Source organism: Pseudomonas fluorescens (assembly GCF_040448305.1).
GTDB lineage: Bacteria > Pseudomonadota > Gammaproteobacteria > Pseudomonadales > Pseudomonadaceae > Aquipseudomonas > Aquipseudomonas fluorescens_BH.
The window spans coordinates 6,425,708-6,441,161 of sequence record NZ_CP148752.1; the positions used below are offsets into that span (position 1 = coordinate 6,425,708).

A 15,454-nucleotide genomic window follows, 5' to 3' on the forward strand; every position below is an offset into this window, starting at 1 on the left:
CGCTCCTACAGAGAACCTAAAACCCGGATTTACTGGATGTCTTCCGGCTTCACGATCACCCAGTTCTTGTCAGCCGTCACCGTCAACCCTTCCTTGGCCTGGGCCGCGGCGTTCTTGGCCATCATGCCGTTGATCTGGGTCATGTACTTGTCCTTGCGATTGACCCACAGGTGAATGCCGCCCTTGGCCACGTCAACACTGTGGAACAGCATGTAACCGTCGCTGCTCGGGGTATCGCCGCCAACCAGCACCGGTTTTTTCCACTCGTCGATGTAGGTCAGGATCGCTGCCTGCTTGCCGGCCATCCAGGTTGCCGGGGTCCACAGGTACGGGGTCAGTTCGAGGCCGAGGTTGGCCTTCTCGTCATACTTGCCGGCGGTGACCTGCTTGCGCGCGGTGGTCAGTTCGCCAGTCTTCGGGTCCTTGAGCAGCAGCGACACGCCGATCACGTTCTGCGGTTTGACGTTGTAACCGTACTTCGGATCGGCCGCGACCATGCGCACCAGTTCTTCGGAGGCGGCGGTCATCACGTAGACCTCGATGCCGTTCTCCATCAACTTGTTGTACAACTCTTGCTGCCCGGTGAAGATCTTCGGCGGGTTGACGTCAAGCTTCTTGACCACATCGCCTTCGTAATAGGTGGCCGGCACCGGCTTGCCGGACGCCATCATCTCGTCGACATAACCCTTGAGTTCCTTGAGCGTAAAGCCGGAGAACACCTGGGCGACCCATGGGTAGCAAACCATGTCGTCGAGTTCACAGAGACGGTAGTAGTAGCTGAACAGGCTTTCCTTGTGGTCGGCGGTGTCCTTGAACGGCATCAGCTTCAGGGAGGGATCGAGCTTGTCGCGGGTGATCAGGCCCTTGTTCTCCATGAACGGCAGCAACGACTCTTCGAGGTCGTAGCGGTAACTGGTGTTGTCCATGTCGAACACCGCGTAGTTACCCTTGTTGGCGTTGGCGGCGATCATCGCCTCCAGCGCCTTGGCCTGATCGGCGGGCCAGTGTTTCAGATCCGTTGCAAGCACCTGGCCGGCGAGGCCCAGGCAAAGTGCTGCTGCCAGTAATTTCGGTGCGAACTTCATTGGCGTTTCTCCCTGAATGTGAAAGAGATCGACGCTAACAAATAAGTGTGACAGTCCTCGCCTGTCAGCGACCGCCTGTGTCCCTTTCGCGCCAGTTGCATTTCTGACAGCGACATCCGCTTATTCCAAAAACGACGGATACCATGCGTTTTCGATATTAATTCATTAGTTTTCAAGCTGTTAGGCTTGCCGGTTCGCAGCTGCCCCGGAAGGCAGTTGGCAAAAGTCTAATGGGAGTTCCAATGAATCTGCCGCTGATTCTCAATCTTCTGGTGTTCCTCGCACTGCTCCTGGGCCTGGCGAAAACCCGCCACACCACTTGGAGCCTGGCGAAAAAAGTCCTGCTCGCACTGGTGCTGGGCGTGGCGTTCGGCGTGGCCTTGCACACCGTTTACGGTGCCGGCAACCCGGTACTCAAAGCCTCGATCGGCTGGTTCGATCTGGTGGGCAACGGTTACGTGCAATTGCTGCAAATGATCGTGATCCCGCTGGTGTTCGCCTCGATCCTCAGCGCCGTGGCCCGCCTGCACAACGCCTCATCGCTGGGCAAGATCAGCTTCCTGACCATCGGCACGCTGCTGTTCACCACGGCCATCGCGGCCCTGATCGGCATCGGCCTGACCAACCTGTTCGGCCTGACCGCCGAAGGCCTGGTGGCCGGCACCCAGGAAATGGCCCGTCTGCAAACCATCCAGACCGATTACGCCGGCAAGGTCGCCGACCTGAATGTGCCGCAGCTGTTGCTGTCGTTCTTTCCGCAAAACCCGTTCGCCGATCTGGCGCGGGCCAAGCCGACGTCGATCATCAGCGTGGTGATTTTCGCGGCGTTCCTGGGAGTCGCGGCCCTGCAATTGCTCAAGGATGATGCTGACAAAGGTCAGAAAGTGATCAACGCCATCGACACCCTGCAAGCCTGGGTGATGCGCCTGGTGCGCCTGGTGATGAAGCTGACCCCGTACGGCGTGCTGGCGCTGATGACCAAAGTGGTCGCCGGGTCGAACCTGCAAGACATCATCAAGCTCGGCAGTTTCGTGGTGGTGTCCTACATCGGCCTGGGCCTGATGTTCGTGGTTCACGGTGTGCTGGTATCGGCGGCCGGGATCAATCCACTGCGCTTCTTCCGCAAGATCTGGCCGGTGTTGACGTTTGCTTTCACCAGCCGCTCCAGCGCAGCGACGATTCCGTTGAGCATCGAGGCGCAGACCAGTCGCCTGGGCATCCCGCAGTCGATCGCCAGTTTCGCTGCGTCGTTTGGCGCAACCATTGGCCAGAACGGTTGTGCCGGTCTGTACCCGGCGATGCTGGCGGTGATGGTGGCGCCGACTGTGGGCATCAATCCGCTGGACCCATTGTGGATCGCGACGCTGGTGGCGATTGTCACGCTGAGTTCGGCCGGTGTGGCCGGAGTGGGTGGCGGTGCGACGTTTGCCGCGTTGATCGTGCTGCCGGCGATGGGCTTGCCGGTGTCACTGGTGGCGTTGCTGATTTCGGTCGAGCCGCTGATTGATATGGGGCGCACGGCGTTGAATGTCAGTGGGTCGATGACGGCGGGTGCGATTACCAGTCAGGTGATGCAGCAGACTGATAAAGAACTGCTGGATGCGGATGAGCATTCGGCGTTGGCACAGGCTTAAATTCTTTAGCGTCTGATCTGGCCTCATCGCCAGCAGGCTGGCTCCCACAGGGATTTTGGGTGTTCACACAATCTGTGTTTCACCTCAAACCCACTGTGGGAGCGAGCCTGCTCGCGAAGCTTTTAAGCTTTTTCCCAGACTTCAAAGTTGTACGCCGGCTTGTCCCCTTCAGCCGGGTTTGGCACATTCGACACCAGCTTCCACCGGCCCAAATCAAACTCCGGAAACCACGCATCCCCTTCCGGGCTCAGCGCCACGCGGGTCAGGTACAACCGATCGGCTTGGGCCAGCCCTTGCGCATACAACTGCGCACCACCAATCAGCATCAGCTCATCGACGCCCTGTTCCTTCGCCCATGCTTCAGCGCGAACGACGGCGGCTTCCAGCGACGGATAAACCTCCGCGCCTTCCAGCACCAGATCCGCCTGACGGCTGACCACGATGTTCAAGCGGCCCGGCAGCGGGCGACCGAGGGAATCCCAGGTCTTGCGACCCATGATGATCGGCTTGCCGAGGGTGGTGGCCTTGAAATATTTGAAGTCCCCCGGCAAGTGCCAGGGCATGCTGTTGTCGACGCCGATCACACGGTTTTCACCGAGGGCTGCGATCAGGCTGAGGGGGAGTGATTTAGTCATGCCGCGAGGATACCAGAGCCTCGCTTTCGCCGATAAGCGTCACAGCGGTTATGCTCACAGCTCATTTAAGCGACGGGATGCCGCGTGACTGAACTGAATAACCTCTGGCTGACAGAAACCATCCGCCTGCGCGAAGAGTACGCCGGCCCTCTGGAAGACCTTGAAGCCAACCGACTGGCCCGCAGCGCCGGGGGCGATTTGCCGTCGCGCATTCAACGCCGGGCCCTGTGGCTAGCCGAGCGTGATGGCCTGGCCGATGCTCTCAAACACTGGCTGCAAGGCGCGCGACTGGCGCTGATCGTCATGGCGGTGCTGGCGGTGATCAGCGGCGCCGGCCTGGCCTTTGCTGCAATGGGTGACGGCCTGCACCCAGTAAATGTGTTCTGGGCCTTGGGCAGTCTGCTCGGACTCAATTTGATCCTGCTGCTGAGTTGGACCCTGGGCCTGCTGTTTGCCGGCGAACACGGTGCCAGCCTCGGCCGCTTGTGGCTGTGGCTAAGTGAAAAACTCGCCCGGGACGCCAAAGCCGCGCAACTGGCTCCGGCCCTGCTGCTGTTGCTGCAACGGCAGAAACTCAATCGCTGGGCAATCGGCGTGCTGGTCAACAGCCTGTGGTTGCTGGCGATGCTCAGCGCCTTGGTCATTCTGCTGACGCTGATGGCGACCCGACGCTATGGCTTCGTCTGGGAAACCACCATCCTCAGTGCCGACACCTTTATCGCCGTAACCCAGGCCCTCGGCGCGCTGCCGGCCCTGCTCGGCTTCAGCGTGCCGACCGAGGAGATGATCCGCGCCAGTGGCGACGCCGCACTGAACATCGAAAGTGCCCGCCAGGCCTGGGCCGCCTGGCTGGTGGGCGTATTGCTGGTCTACGGCGTTTTGCCGCGCCTGCTGCTCGCGCTGTTTTGCCTGTGGCGCTGGAAGTCGGGTCAACCGGCGCTGCGTCTGGATTTGAACCTGCCCGGCTACGCACAGCTTCGCGAACGCTTGATGCCCACCAGCGAACGTCTCGGCATCAGCGATGCGGCGCCTGAGCAACTGCATCGCGTGGAAAGCGGTGTCAGCGAACAACAAAGTGATGGTGCTCTATTGGTCGCCATCGAACTGGATGACGACCGCCCGTGGCCACCGCAATTGCCGAAAAACGTCAGCAACGCCGGCATCCTCGACAGCCGCGAATCGCGGCACAAACTACTCGAACAACTGAGCCGCTTTCCCCCCGCGCGCCTGGCCATTGCGTGCGATCCACGGCGCTCGCCGGATCGCGGCAGCCTGGCCTTGATTGCCGAACTGGCCCGCAGCGCCAGCGCCACCCGCGTGTGGTTGTTGCAGGCGCCCCCCGGTGAAGCGCTGGACGCCGAACGCCTGGGCGACTGGCACGTGGCGCTGCAACAGCTTGAGCTGCCGTTTGCCGATTGCGCACCGATGAACTGGCTGGAGACGGGTCATGACTAACCCTCTGAAACTCGCCGTCGTCGGCCACACCAACGTCGGCAAAACCTCGCTGTTGCGTACCCTGACCCGTGACGTGGGTTTCGGTGAGGTGTCCCACCGTCCGAGCACCACACGGCATGTCGAAGGCGCGCGGTTGTCGGTGGACGGCGAGCCACTGCTCGATCTCTACGACACCCCGGGCCTGGAAGACGCCATCGCCCTGCTCGACTACCTCGAACGCCTGGAGCGGCCTGGCGAACGCCTCGACGGCCCGGCGCGGCTGGCGCGTTTCCTGGATGGCAGCGAAGCCCGACAGCGTTTCGAACAGGAGGCCAAGGTCCTGCGCCAGCTATTGGCCTCGGATGCCGGGCTCTATGTGATCGACGCCCGGGAGCCGGTGCTGGCCAAGTATCGCGACGAGCTGGAAGTGCTGGCCAGTTGCGGCAAACCCTTGCTGCCGGTGCTGAATTTCGTCAGCAGCGCCAACCACCGCGAACCGGCATGGCGGGAAGCGCTGGCGCGGCTGGGCCTGCATGCCTTGGTGCGTTTCGACAGTGTCGCGCCGCCGGAGGATGGCGAGCGTCGACTCTATGAAAGTCTCGCCCTGCTGCTGGAATCTGCCCGGCCGCAACTCGAACGCCTGATCGCCGATCAGCAAGCCCAGCGTCTGGCTCGCCAACAAAGCGCGGAGCGATTGATTGCCGAATTGCTGATCGATTGCGCGGCTTGTCGGCGCAGCGTGGTCAGTGAAGCCGAGCAGGAACAACAGGCGATCAGCGCACTGCGCAAAGCCGTACGCCAGCGTGAGCAGCGTTGCGTCGAGGCCCTGCTCAAGCTCTACGCCTTCCGCCCACAGGATGCCGCTGCGAGTGATTTGCCGCTGCTCGACGGTCGTTGGGGCGATGACCTGTTCAACCCGGAAACCCTCAAGCAACTGGGCGTGCGCGTCGGTGGAGGTATCGCTGCCGGCGCAGCTGCCGGGGCCGGGGTCGATCTGTTGGTGGGTGGCATCACCCTGGGCGCGGCGGCATTGGCCGGAGCAATTGCCGGCGGCGCCCTGCAAACCGCCCGCAGTTATGGCAGCCGCCTGCTCGGCAAAATCAAGGGCCAGCGCGAACTGACGGTGGATGACAACGTGCTGCGGCTGTTGGCGTTGCGCCAGCGGCAATTGCTGCAAGCGCTTAATGCCCGTGGGCACGCAGCGATGGACAGCATTCAGGTGGCCACGCCACAGGATAAGAGCTGGCGCGAAGGCAAACTGCCCGAGGCGCTGAACAAGGCGCGGGCGCATCCGCAGTGGTCGTCGCTCAATCCTCATCCCAAATTGAATCAGGGGGAGCGGCAGGAGCAGATCGAGGTATTGGCGCAGCACCTCTAGTGGCCTGACCGGCCTCTTCGCGAGCAGGCTCGCTCCCACAGTTGTTTCGCAGTGGACACAGAATCTGTGGTCGACACAGCTCCTTTGTGGGAGCGAGCCTGCTCGCGATGGCCGCGCCTCGGTTCAAAGGCTTTATGCAGCCAACAGGCGCACCGCCTTGTCCTTCAACACCGCCAGATCAATCACCGGCACGTGCATCTCTTTCGCCATTTCATCCCACTGGCGCATGCGCAAACTCACGGCACACAGCGGGTCCTGCTCGAACGCCTGCGCCTCTTCAGCCGTCATCACCCCGCCCTGATATTCCAGGGTCCGGCGACTGGCTTCGCTCAGGCGCTCGTAGTATCCCGCCTCCTTGAGCGTCAGATAACGCTTGGCCTGCACGTGGTATTCGACCAACCGCGCCATGCGCTCGCTGAATCCGGCGCGGCGCAAATAATCCGCGCCCAGGCGCTCATGGCTGACCACGCCGAAGCCACCCATGTTCTCGGCACTGTCGGCGCAGATATGCCCGATGTCATGGAAGAACGCCGCCAGCACCACTTCATCATCGAAGCCCTCAGCCATGGCCAGCTCTGCGGCCTGGGACATGTGCTCGATCTGCGACACCGGCTCGCCGATGTAGTCGCTGTCGCCAAAGCGCTCGTAGAGAGCGAACACTTCGGCGATCACTTGCTCTTTACGCTCCATCAGTTTTCTCCCAGTACCGTGGCAACGTTGCGTTCAGCCATAGCCGGCCCGACGCTCATGCCGACACCGGTGTGCATCAACGCCATGCTCAGGCCTTTTGCCGGGCGCAGGAACGAGAACGGTCCCGGCCCCCGTGAACCATAGACCCCCTGCCAGCGTTCGACCACTTGCACCTTGCAGCCCAAGGTCTGCTCGGCCAGTTCGATCATCCAGTCGTCGACCTGCTCGGTATTGAAGGGTGACGGATCGCTGCCGTAATGGTGCGAATCACCAATGATCAATTCGCCATGGGGTGTCGGACTGATCAGCAAATGGATACCGTTTTCATGCAGGTGCGGGGCGTGCCGCAGAATCTCGGCCTGCACCGCGGCGGCTTCCGGCAAATCCGCAAAGGCGCCGTAATGCACGCAGCTCAAACCGGTGAGCAACGCGTGTTGCAGGTTGAGGTTGATCTGCGGGCGGGCGCGGAGCATTTGCAGGCGGCAGATTTGCGGCTCGAGTTCGGCGATCTGTTCGGCCAGCAACGTCTGATAATCGTGGCCGGAGCAGACGATGATCTGCTCGGCACTGAAGCTGCCGGCGGTGCTGTGCAGGCGACCCGGCTCGATATCGCGCACCAGGGTAGAGAAGTGAAACTTGACGCCCAGGTCGCGACGCAGGAAGTCGATCAGCGCCGGAATCGCTTCGCGGGAATATAGCTGCTGATCGTCCATGCCATGCAAGGCCGCGCGGTGATGGCGGAACTGACCGCCGTACAAATCGCGTAACGCAGCGCCGCGCAACAAGTCGACACGGTAACCGTGTTCGACGGCGCGGCCCTCGCAGAAGGCTTCCAGCAGTTGTTCTTCCGCTTCGGTGCGGGCGAACAGGTACGAGCCATTGCGCTTGAGTTGCAGGCCGGCGAGCTGCGCCCAGTCGCCCCAGATTCCGCGACTGGCGCGGGCCAGTTCCAGCATCGGTCCCGGCGGCTGGCCGGTGACCAGTGCCTGGCCGAAGTTACGCACCGAAGCGCCGAGGGGCGTTTCGCTGCGCTCGAAAACCGTGACCTTGAGACCGCGCTTGGCAGCGGCATACGCGTGAGACAAGCCCAGGATGCCGGCGCCGACGATCAGCATGTCGTTGTGTTGTGTCATGGGGTCTTGTCCTGAATTCGAAACCGCCATCGCGAGCAAGCTCGCTCCCACAGTGATTTGTAGTGGACACAAATTTTGTGACCGCCACAGGACCTGTGGGAGCGAGCTTGCTCGCGATGAGGCCCTTACAGCCGATGAAGACCTTACTTGGCCGCCACTTTCTCGGACTTGCCGTCATAGCGTTTGCGCCATTCGGCCAGGATCTCGTCGCGGTTCTTCGAAGCCCAGGCAAAGTCGTTCTTGATCAGGCGCTGCTCGTAGTCAGCCGGCAGTTCGGTCTGCGGCTTGGCGATGCCTGGCTGGGCGAGCACGGCGAAGTTTTCTTTGTAGAGCTCCATCGCCTCGGGGCTGGCGGAGAAGTCAGCCAGTTTCTTCGCCGCTTCTTCGTGGGCAGTACCCTTGATCACGGCAGTCGCTTCGATCTCCCAACCCAAACCTTCCTTCGGCAGGATGATGTCCAGCGGTGCGCCCTGGCGTTTCAGCTGAACGGCCGGGTACTCGAAGGAAATACCGATCGGGAACTCACCGGCGGCAGCCAGTTTGCAAGGCTTGGAACCGGAGTGAACGTACTGGCCGATGTTCTGGTGCAGGCCGTCCATGTAGGCCCAGCCCTGCTTCTCGCCGAAGGTTTGCAGCCAGGCGCTGACATCGAGGAAACCGGTGCCGGACGATGCCGGGTTCGGCATGACGATCTTGCCTTTGTACTCAGGCTTGGTCAGGTCCTGCCAGCTCACGGGCTTGGTCAGTCCCTGCTTTTCGGCTTCGACGGTGTTGAAGCAAATGGTCGCGGCCCAGACGTCCATGCCGACCCAGGCTGGTGGGTTGGCCGCGTCGCGGTAGTTGGCGCCGATCTTGCCCAGGTCTTTCGGTGCGTAGCTTTGCAGCATGCCTTGCTGATCGAGAATCGCCAGGCTCGAAGCGGCCAGGCCCCATACGGCGTCAGCCTGCGGACGGGCTTTTTCGGCCAGCAGTTTGGCGGTGATGATGCCGGTGGAATCACGCACCCATTTGATTTCGACGTCCGGGTTGGCCTTTTCGAAAGCTTCTTTGTAGGTCTTCAGTTGTTCGGCTTCGAGGGCGGTGTACACCGTCAACTCGGTTTTCGCCGCAAAGGCGTTCAGGCTGAAAGCGGTAAGGACAGCAGCGGCCAGGGCCATAGGCTTGAACATGATCTTTTCCTGTTTTTTGAGTTGAGGGGTTGTGCAGATTCAATGACCGGGCGCGGTCTGCCGCCAGGCCTGGGACCGGCGCAGCAAACCGCGCGAGGCCCAGGCCAGCAGCAGGGACACGCTCGCCGAGGTAATCAGGATCAGAGTCGACATCGCTGCCGCACCGCCGACGTTGCCGGCGTCATCCATGTTCAGCACCGCCACCGCCGCGAGGATGGTGTCGGGGCTGTAGAGGAAGATCGCCGCCGAAACGGTGGTCATGGCCGAGACGAACAGGTAGCGCACGATGTCCAGCAGCGCCGGCAGGCAGATCGGCACGGTGACACGCAGGTAATGGCGGTACAGCGGCGCCTTGAGCGACAGCGCGGCGGCTTCGAACTCGGCGTCGAGTTGGCGCAGCGCGGTGGTGGCGGTCATTTGTGCGGTGGTCAAATAGTGAGCAATGGTGCAGACGATCAGCAGGGTCATGGTGCCGTAGAGCACGTGCAGCGGGTTGCCGGTGAGGTTGAAGAAGAAGACGTAACCCAAACCCAGTACCAGGCCCGGCACCGCCATCGGGACGAAACTGAGCATGCGCAAGGTCAGGTTCAGGCCGCGCTGGCCCTTGGTTTTTTCCATCAGGTAGGCGCCGGTGAAAATCAGCAGGCTGCCAATCAACGCCGTGCCCAAGGCCATCTTCAAGCCGTTGCCGTAGGCCAGCCAGCCACCGCCAGCGGTTTCGTTGAACTGATAATGGTTGAGCGACAGCGACAGGTTGTACGGCCAGAACTTCACCAGGGACGAGAACACCGCCATGCCGAACACCAGCAGCAACGCGGCGCAGATCAGCAGGACGATGACCATGTAGCAGCTGTCGCGCAGCTTCGACGGCGCGGGTTTGAACACCTGGGCGCGACCGCTCATGGAGTCGCCGTGGCGCCGACGCAACCAGGCATCGACCCCGAAACTGAACAGCGCCGGCAGCAGCAGCACCATGCCGATCAACGCCCCGCGACCGAACTGTTGCTGGCCGACCACCGCCTTGTAGGCTTCCAGCGCCAGCACCTGATAGTCGCCACCGACCACCACCGGCACACCAAAGTCAGTGATGGTCAGGGTGAACACCAGACAGAACGCGGCGAACACGGCCTGACGGGTCGCCGGCCAGGTGATGCTGCGGAAGGCCTTCGCAGGACTCGCGCCCATGCTGGAGGCCGCGTCGAACAGTCGTGCATCCGCCAGGGACAAGGCCGACAGCAGAATCATCAAGGCGTGCGGGAAGGTGTAGATGACTTCGCCGAGCACGATGCCCCAGAAGCCGTAGATGTTGTCCGAGAGCAGGCCACGCAGCATGCCCTGGTTGCCGAACAGGTAAACCAGCGCGATGCCCGGCAGCATCGACGGCGCCATCAATGGCAGCAGCGAAATACCGCGCCAGATGCCTTTGGCCGGAATCAAGGTGCGTTGCAGCGCGTAGGCAAACAGGTAAGCCAGCGGTACGACAATGGCCGCGACACTGAGGGAAACCTTCAGGCTGTTACCGAGCAACCAATGGAAGTTTTCGCTGGTCACCAGTTCTTTCGCTGCGACCCAGCCACCGCCCTGCCCGGCTTCGGCGCTGAAGCCGCGCCAGAAAATCGCCAGCAACGGCATCAATACGGCAACACCCAACAACACCAGCATGAGGACTTTGCCGCCGACCACGAACAACCGGTCACCGACCTCGGCGCGGGTGGTTTGTCGAACCTGCTTGTGCGGCAGCGGCAGCGCGATGTTCGCGCTCATCAGGCAAACACCTGCAGGCTGCGCGGCGGCAAGGCGACCATGATCTGCTGGGCGCCAAGGCGTGGCATGGCTTCCGGTGCCAGCTCCGCCAACAGCGCATGCCCCGGCAACTGATCGAGTTCGAAGCTCATGCGGCAGCGGTTACCGAGGAAGGTGATTTCACGAACCTTGGCCGGGAACAGGTTTTCCTCGTGCACCAACGGGTTGACGTTGATCGCCTCCGGACGGCAGAACAAACGGCCCGACGCGGTCTTGGCGCTGCCTTCGGCCAGACGCATGTTCAGCCCGCCGACCTGGGCGTGGCTGTCGCTGCTGCGCTGGAACGGCAACCAGTTGCCCTGGCCGACGAACTCCGCCACGAATGGCGTGGCCGGGCGGTTGTAGATTTCCTGCGGTGTGGCGTATTGCTCGACCTTGCCGTTGTTCATCACGGCGATGCGGTCGGCCATCAGCATGGCCTCGTCCTGATTGTGGGTCACCATCAAGGTGGTGATGCCGAGGTTGCGTTGCAGTTGGCGCAATTCGGTGCACAGATGCTCGCGCACCCGGGCATCGAGGGCCGACATCGGTTCGTCCAACAGCAACAGCGAAGGTGCCGGGGCCAAGGCGCGAGCGAGTGCAACCCGCTGCTGCTGGCCGCCGGACAATTGACCGGGATACTTTTTCTCGCTGCCGCTCAGGCCGACCAGTTCCAGCATCTGGCCGACACGACGGCGCACCTCGTCGCGACCGCTGCCGGCGAGGCCATAGGCAATGTTCGCTTCGACGGTGAGATTGGGAAACAACGCGTAGGACTGGAACAGAATGCCGTAGTCCCGCGCTTGGGGCGCCAGGTGGGAAACGTCGCGATCGCCTAGGTACAACTCGCCGCTGTCCTGTTTCTCCAGTCCTGCGATGCAGCGCAGCAAGGTGGTTTTGCCACAGCCCGACGGCCCCAGCAGACACACCAGCTCACCGGCCGCTACGTCGAGGGAAACGTTGTCCAGCGCGGTGAAGGCGCCGAAGTGCTTCTGTACACCGCGCACCTTCATCGGTGCGCCGGGGTTGGTCAGGGCGGTTGCGATCGAGTTGTTCATGGACGGACCTCATCTAGCAGATGGGGCCATCCTAGAGTTGTAATGAGTCCGTCATGTGGCAGTAAGGCAAAAACTGCCGATAGTGGTATTCGGGATTTTTGGTTAAGCCTTCAAGCCCTGTTTTGTTTGATCTGGCGCCTTCGCGAGCAAGCCCGCTCCCACAGTTGATCGCGGTCCCCTGTGGGAGCGGGCTTGCTCGCGAAGAGGCCAGGACGGCACTACAAATCTCAGGCCGGAGCCATTTCCTGCGCCAACCCCAGAAACGCCGCCGGCAGTCGCGCGTTTTTACGCTCCTTGAGGCAGTACAGGTACTCGGGAATCTGCGGCGCATTCTCGATGGTCAGCACCCGCAGTTGCGGATCATGGGGCACTTCCTGCCGGGCAATGATGCTGATGCCGATGTTGCGCAGCACCGCTTCGCGGATCGATTCGCGGCTGCCGATCTCCAGCAACGGGCCGAAACACACACCCGCGCTGGCCAGCAACTCTTCGGTCAGGCGACGGGTGGTCGAGCCCGGTTCGCGCATCAGCAGGGTGTGCCCGGCCAAGGCGCCGAGCGGCACGTGATCGTGAACCGCCAGCGGATGATTGCGATGCACCGCCAGCACCAGCGGATCACTGCCGAGCACCCGGCGAACCAGTCGCGCGTCATCGAGCAACTGCGACGACGCCGCGACATCGACCCGGTAATCTTCCAGAGCTTCAAGCACCTGTTGGGAGTTGCCGATTTCCACCGAAACCTCAACCTGCGGCAGGCGCTCGCGGAACGTTTTCACCAGGTCGAGGATGTAATACGGCGCCGTGGCGGCTATGCGCAACGTGCCCTGGACCTGACCGCAGTTACGCAGGAAAAACTCGATGTCGGCTTCCTGTTGCATCAGCACCTTGACCATCGGCAGCAGCCGCGCGCCCTCCTCGCTGACGCTGAGACGCCGGCCGCCGCGGTAGAACAGCTCGACCGAGTACTGACTTTCGAGGTTGCGGATCTGCGTCGTCACCGTCGGCTGGCTCAGGCCGAGCTTTTTGGCAGCCTGGGTAATGCTGCCCAGGCGGGCCACCATGTAAAACGCCTTAAGCTCCGCACTCAGCACAACCGTCCCTCATCCTTTACTTGCGCAGCAGGCGCAAACCGTTGAACACCACCAGCAAACTCACGCCCATGTCGGCGAACACCGCCATCCACATGGTAGCGACCCCGGCGAAGGTTACCCCAAGAAAGATCGCCTTGATGACCAAAGCCAGGGCGATGTTCTGTTTGAGGATGCTCGATGTCTGCCGAGACAGGCGGATGAATGCCGGGATTTTGCGGAGATCGTCGTCCATCAGGGCAACATCGGCGGTTTCGATAGCGGTATCGGTGCCTGCGGCGGCCATGGCGAAGCCGATCTCGGAACGCGCCAGCGCCGGGGCGTCGTTGATGCCATCGCCGACCATGCCGACCCGATGCCCCTGGGCATAAAGAGCCTCGATGGCCTGCAATTTGTCGCCTGGCAACAGGTCCCCCTTGGCCTCGTCGATGCCGACTTGCGCGGCAATGGCCTGCGCGGTGTGGACGTTATCGCCGGTGAGCATCAGGGTTTTGATGCCCAGGTCATGCAGTTGCAGGATGGCTTCGCGGCTGGACACTTTTACCGTATCGGCGACGGCAAACAGCGCCAACGGGCCAGATGAATCAAGCAGCAGCACCACCGACTTGCCCTGCTTTTCCAGGGCAAACAGCTTTTCTTCCAGCGCCGGCGAACACAGGCCCAGATCCTCTACCAGTCGATGGTTGCCCAAATGGTAGAGCTGGCCGTTGATCTCGCCGCGCACACCACGACCGCCCAGCGCTTCGAAGTTATCCACAATCAACGTCGCGGTCTGGTTATCCACAGCCGCTTTGGCGATGGCCAGGGAAACCGGGTGATCCGAGCGCCCAGCCAGCGCGGCGGCAATGGCAGGTGCCGAGTCGTCGGCGGTCGGGTCCAGCGACAGGTAATCGGTCTGCACCGGTTTGCCGTGGGTGATGGTGCCGGTCTTGTCCAAGGCCAGGTAATCGAGCTTGTAACCGCCCTCCAGATAAACGCCGCCCTTGACCAGAATGCCTTTGCGCGCCGCCGCCGCGAGGCCGCTGACGATGGTCACCGGCGTGGAAATCACCAGCGCACACGGGCAGGCCACCACCAGCAGCACCAGCGCCCGGTAGATCCAGTCGAACCACAACGCGCCCATGAACATTGGCGGGATCACCGCCACGGCCAAGGCCAGGATGAACACTGCCGGGGTGTAGATTTTCGAGAAGCTGTCGACGAAACGCTGGGTCGGCGCCCGCGCGCCTTGGGCCTGCTCGACGGCGTGGATGATGCGCGCCAGGGTCGAGTTATCCGCCGCGGCGGTCACCGCGTACTCCAGGGAACCTGCCTGGTTGATGGTGCCGGCGAAGACTTTGTCGCCGAGGGTCTTTTCTACCGGCAAACTTTCACCGGTGATTGGCGCCTGGTCGATGGTCGAGCGACCGGACAGCACTTCACCGTCCAGGCCGATGCGCTCACCGGGACGGACCCGTACCCGCGCACCGAGCCCAATGGTTTTGACATCCTGCTCAAGCCAGATCCCATCAGCCTGCAACACCGTGGCCGTGTCCGGGGTCATCTGCATCAGGCCGCCGATGGCATTGCGCGCACGATCAAGTGACTTGGCTTCGATCAACTCGGCCACGGTGAACAGGAACATCACCATCGCCGCTTCCGGCCACTGGCCGATCAGCACCGCGCCGGTCACGGCAATGCTCATCAGCGCGTTGATGTTCAGGTTGCGGTTTTTAAGGGCGATCCAGCCTTTTTTGTAAGTGCCGAGGCCACCACTGAGGATCGAGACCAGCGCGATGACCGCCACCACCCAGTTCGGCGCGAAACCGGTGAAGTGGATAACCTCTGCCAGCAATGCACCAACACCGGACAGCGCCAAGGGCCACCACGGTTTTTTCCGGGGCGCCGGCGTCGGGGTTTCAGCCCCCTGATCCATCGGCTCGGCCTGCATGCCCAAGGACTTGATAGCCTCGACGATCGGCTCGGTACCGGGCAAATCGTGGGTCACGCCGAGCACCCGATTAATCAGATTGAACTCCAGCTGCTGCACCCCGGTCAGTTTACTTAGCTTGTTCTGAATAAGTGTCTGCTCGGTCGGGCAGTCCATTGCCTCGATACGGAAACTACTCAGCCTAGCGCCAATCGTCGGCGATTCGCTCAGTTTTACCAGCGCAGGCGCTGCCGCTTTAGATGAGCAACAGGCGTCGCCGTGACCGCCATGGCCATGTTTTTGCACGGGTTTGAGCTTGTGGCTGTGCTCGTGCTCAGCCCCGGGTTTGCGGGAGTGCAGGGAATCGCTCATTGGTTGCGTCCATAAGAGTGCCTGTTGCCAAGTAAAGACCCTGTAGCCACTATAGGGTCAAGCACCCTTTCTGGAGTTTTGGAGATT

At 61.9% G+C, this 15,454-nt stretch carries 12 protein-coding genes; 3 read left to right on the plus strand and 9 right to left on the minus strand.

The features are described from left to right. Window positions 1-29 precede the first annotated feature (29 nt). Window positions 30-1,085 carry a haloacid dehalogenase-like hydrolase gene (locus tag WHX55_RS29380; RefSeq protein ID WP_353741757.1) on the minus strand — a complete coding sequence of 352 codons (1,056 nt, stop codon included), beginning with the start codon at window positions 1,083-1,085 and terminating at the stop codon, window positions 30-32. Between the two features lie 242 nt (window positions 1,086-1,327). Here WHX55_RS29380 and WHX55_RS29385 point away from each other — a divergent pair, with 242 nt between their 5' ends. Then, window positions 1,328-2,719 (plus strand): L-cystine transporter, encoded by a 1,392-nt coding sequence (locus WHX55_RS29385; RefSeq protein WP_150755073.1) that lies wholly within the window; start codon window positions 1,328-1,330, stop codon window positions 2,717-2,719. Window positions 2,720-2,841: 122 nt separating this feature from the next. On the opposite strand, the gene WHX55_RS29390 is transcribed toward WHX55_RS29385, so the two are convergent. Beyond that, window positions 2,842-3,354: a dihydrofolate reductase gene (locus tag WHX55_RS29390; RefSeq protein ID WP_150755072.1), complete on the minus strand. Its 513-nt coding sequence runs from the start codon at window positions 3,352-3,354 to the stop codon at window positions 2,842-2,844. 84 nt (window positions 3,355-3,438) lie between these two features. On the opposite strand from WHX55_RS29390, the gene WHX55_RS29395 reads away from it, so the two are divergent. Together WHX55_RS29395 and WHX55_RS29400 are read left to right on the plus strand one after the other, a co-directional pair. Further along, the gene (locus tag WHX55_RS29395) at window positions 3,439-4,809 is read left to right on the plus strand and encodes a DUF2868 domain-containing protein (protein ID WP_150755071.1); all 1,371 of its coding nucleotides are present in this window, start codon (window positions 3,439-3,441) and stop codon (window positions 4,807-4,809) included. Next, on the plus strand, window positions 4,802-6,166 hold the full coding sequence (locus tag WHX55_RS29400) for a GTPase/DUF3482 domain-containing protein (protein WP_353741758.1): 1,365 nt from the start codon (window positions 4,802-4,804) through the stop codon (window positions 6,164-6,166). The genes WHX55_RS29395 and WHX55_RS29400 overlap by 8 nt, the downstream gene beginning before the upstream one ends. Before the next feature lie 132 nt (window positions 6,167-6,298). Here WHX55_RS29400 and WHX55_RS29405 read toward each other — a convergent pair whose 3' ends face one another. From WHX55_RS29405 to WHX55_RS29435, 7 genes are all read right to left on the minus strand, one after another. After that, window positions 6,299-6,856, minus strand: a complete 558-nt coding sequence (locus WHX55_RS29405; RefSeq protein ID WP_150759076.1) for a phosphonate degradation HD-domain oxygenase — start codon at window positions 6,854-6,856, stop codon at window positions 6,299-6,301. Next, a complete protein-coding gene (locus tag WHX55_RS29410) occupies window positions 6,856-7,989 on the minus strand; it encodes a TIGR03364 family FAD-dependent oxidoreductase (protein WP_150755068.1) in 1,134 nt (377 codons plus the stop codon). Before WHX55_RS29410 ends, WHX55_RS29405 begins: the two co-directional genes overlap by 1 nt. A 143-nt stretch (window positions 7,990-8,132) precedes the next feature. Next, window positions 8,133-9,158 (minus strand): putative 2-aminoethylphosphonate ABC transporter substrate-binding protein, encoded by a 1,026-nt coding sequence (locus WHX55_RS29415; protein WP_150725017.1) that lies wholly within the window; start codon window positions 9,156-9,158, stop codon window positions 8,133-8,135. A 39-nt stretch (window positions 9,159-9,197) separates the two neighbouring features. Then, a complete protein-coding gene (locus WHX55_RS29420; RefSeq protein WP_353741759.1) occupies window positions 9,198-10,922 on the minus strand; it encodes a putative 2-aminoethylphosphonate ABC transporter permease subunit in 1,725 nt (574 codons plus the stop codon). Further along, window positions 10,922-11,998 carry a putative 2-aminoethylphosphonate ABC transporter ATP-binding protein gene (locus WHX55_RS29425; RefSeq protein WP_150755066.1) on the minus strand — a complete coding sequence of 359 codons (1,077 nt, stop codon included), beginning with the start codon at window positions 11,996-11,998 and terminating at the stop codon, window positions 10,922-10,924. The genes WHX55_RS29420 and WHX55_RS29425 overlap by 1 nt, the downstream gene beginning before the upstream one ends. Window positions 11,999-12,225: 227 nt before the next feature. Then, window positions 12,226-13,089 carry a LysR family transcriptional regulator gene (locus WHX55_RS29430; RefSeq protein WP_223445229.1) on the minus strand — a complete coding sequence of 288 codons (864 nt, stop codon included), beginning with the start codon at window positions 13,087-13,089 and terminating at the stop codon, window positions 12,226-12,228. Window positions 13,090-13,105: 16 nt separating this feature from the next. After that, window positions 13,106-15,367 (minus strand): heavy metal translocating P-type ATPase, encoded by a 2,262-nt coding sequence (locus WHX55_RS29435; RefSeq protein WP_353741760.1) that lies wholly within the window; start codon window positions 15,365-15,367, stop codon window positions 13,106-13,108. Window positions 15,368-15,454: the final 87 nt, after the last annotated feature.

Coding starts and splice junctions, on each gene's coding strand:
- WHX55_RS29405 (WP_150759076.1), bottom strand. CDS start 6,856: ATGGAGCGTAAAGAGCAAGTGATCGCCGAAGTGTTCGCTCTCTACGAG.
- WHX55_RS29390 (WP_150755072.1), bottom strand. CDS start 3,354: ATGACTAAATCACTCCCCCTCAGCCTGATCGCAGCCCTCGGTGAAAAC.
- WHX55_RS29435 (WP_353741760.1), bottom strand. CDS start 15,367: ATGAGCGATTCCCTGCACTCCCGCAAACCCGGGGCTGAGCACGAGCAC.
- WHX55_RS29425 (WP_150755066.1), bottom strand. CDS start 11,998: ATGAACAACTCGATCGCAACCGCCCTGACCAACCCCGGCGCACCGATG.
- WHX55_RS29420 (WP_353741759.1), bottom strand. CDS start 10,922: ATGAGCGCGAACATCGCGCTGCCGCTGCCGCACAAGCAGGTTCGACAA.
- WHX55_RS29400 (WP_353741758.1), top strand. CDS start 4,802: ATGACTAACCCTCTGAAACTCGCCGTCGTCGGCCACACCAACGTCGGC.
- WHX55_RS29385 (WP_150755073.1), top strand. CDS start 1,328: ATGAATCTGCCGCTGATTCTCAATCTTCTGGTGTTCCTCGCACTGCTC.
- WHX55_RS29415 (WP_150725017.1), bottom strand. CDS start 9,158: ATGTTCAAGCCTATGGCCCTGGCCGCTGCTGTCCTTACCGCTTTCAGC.
- WHX55_RS29380 (WP_353741757.1), bottom strand. CDS start 1,085: ATGAAGTTCGCACCGAAATTACTGGCAGCAGCACTTTGCCTGGGCCTC.
- WHX55_RS29410 (WP_150755068.1), bottom strand. CDS start 7,989: ATGACACAACACAACGACATGCTGATCGTCGGCGCCGGCATCCTGGGC.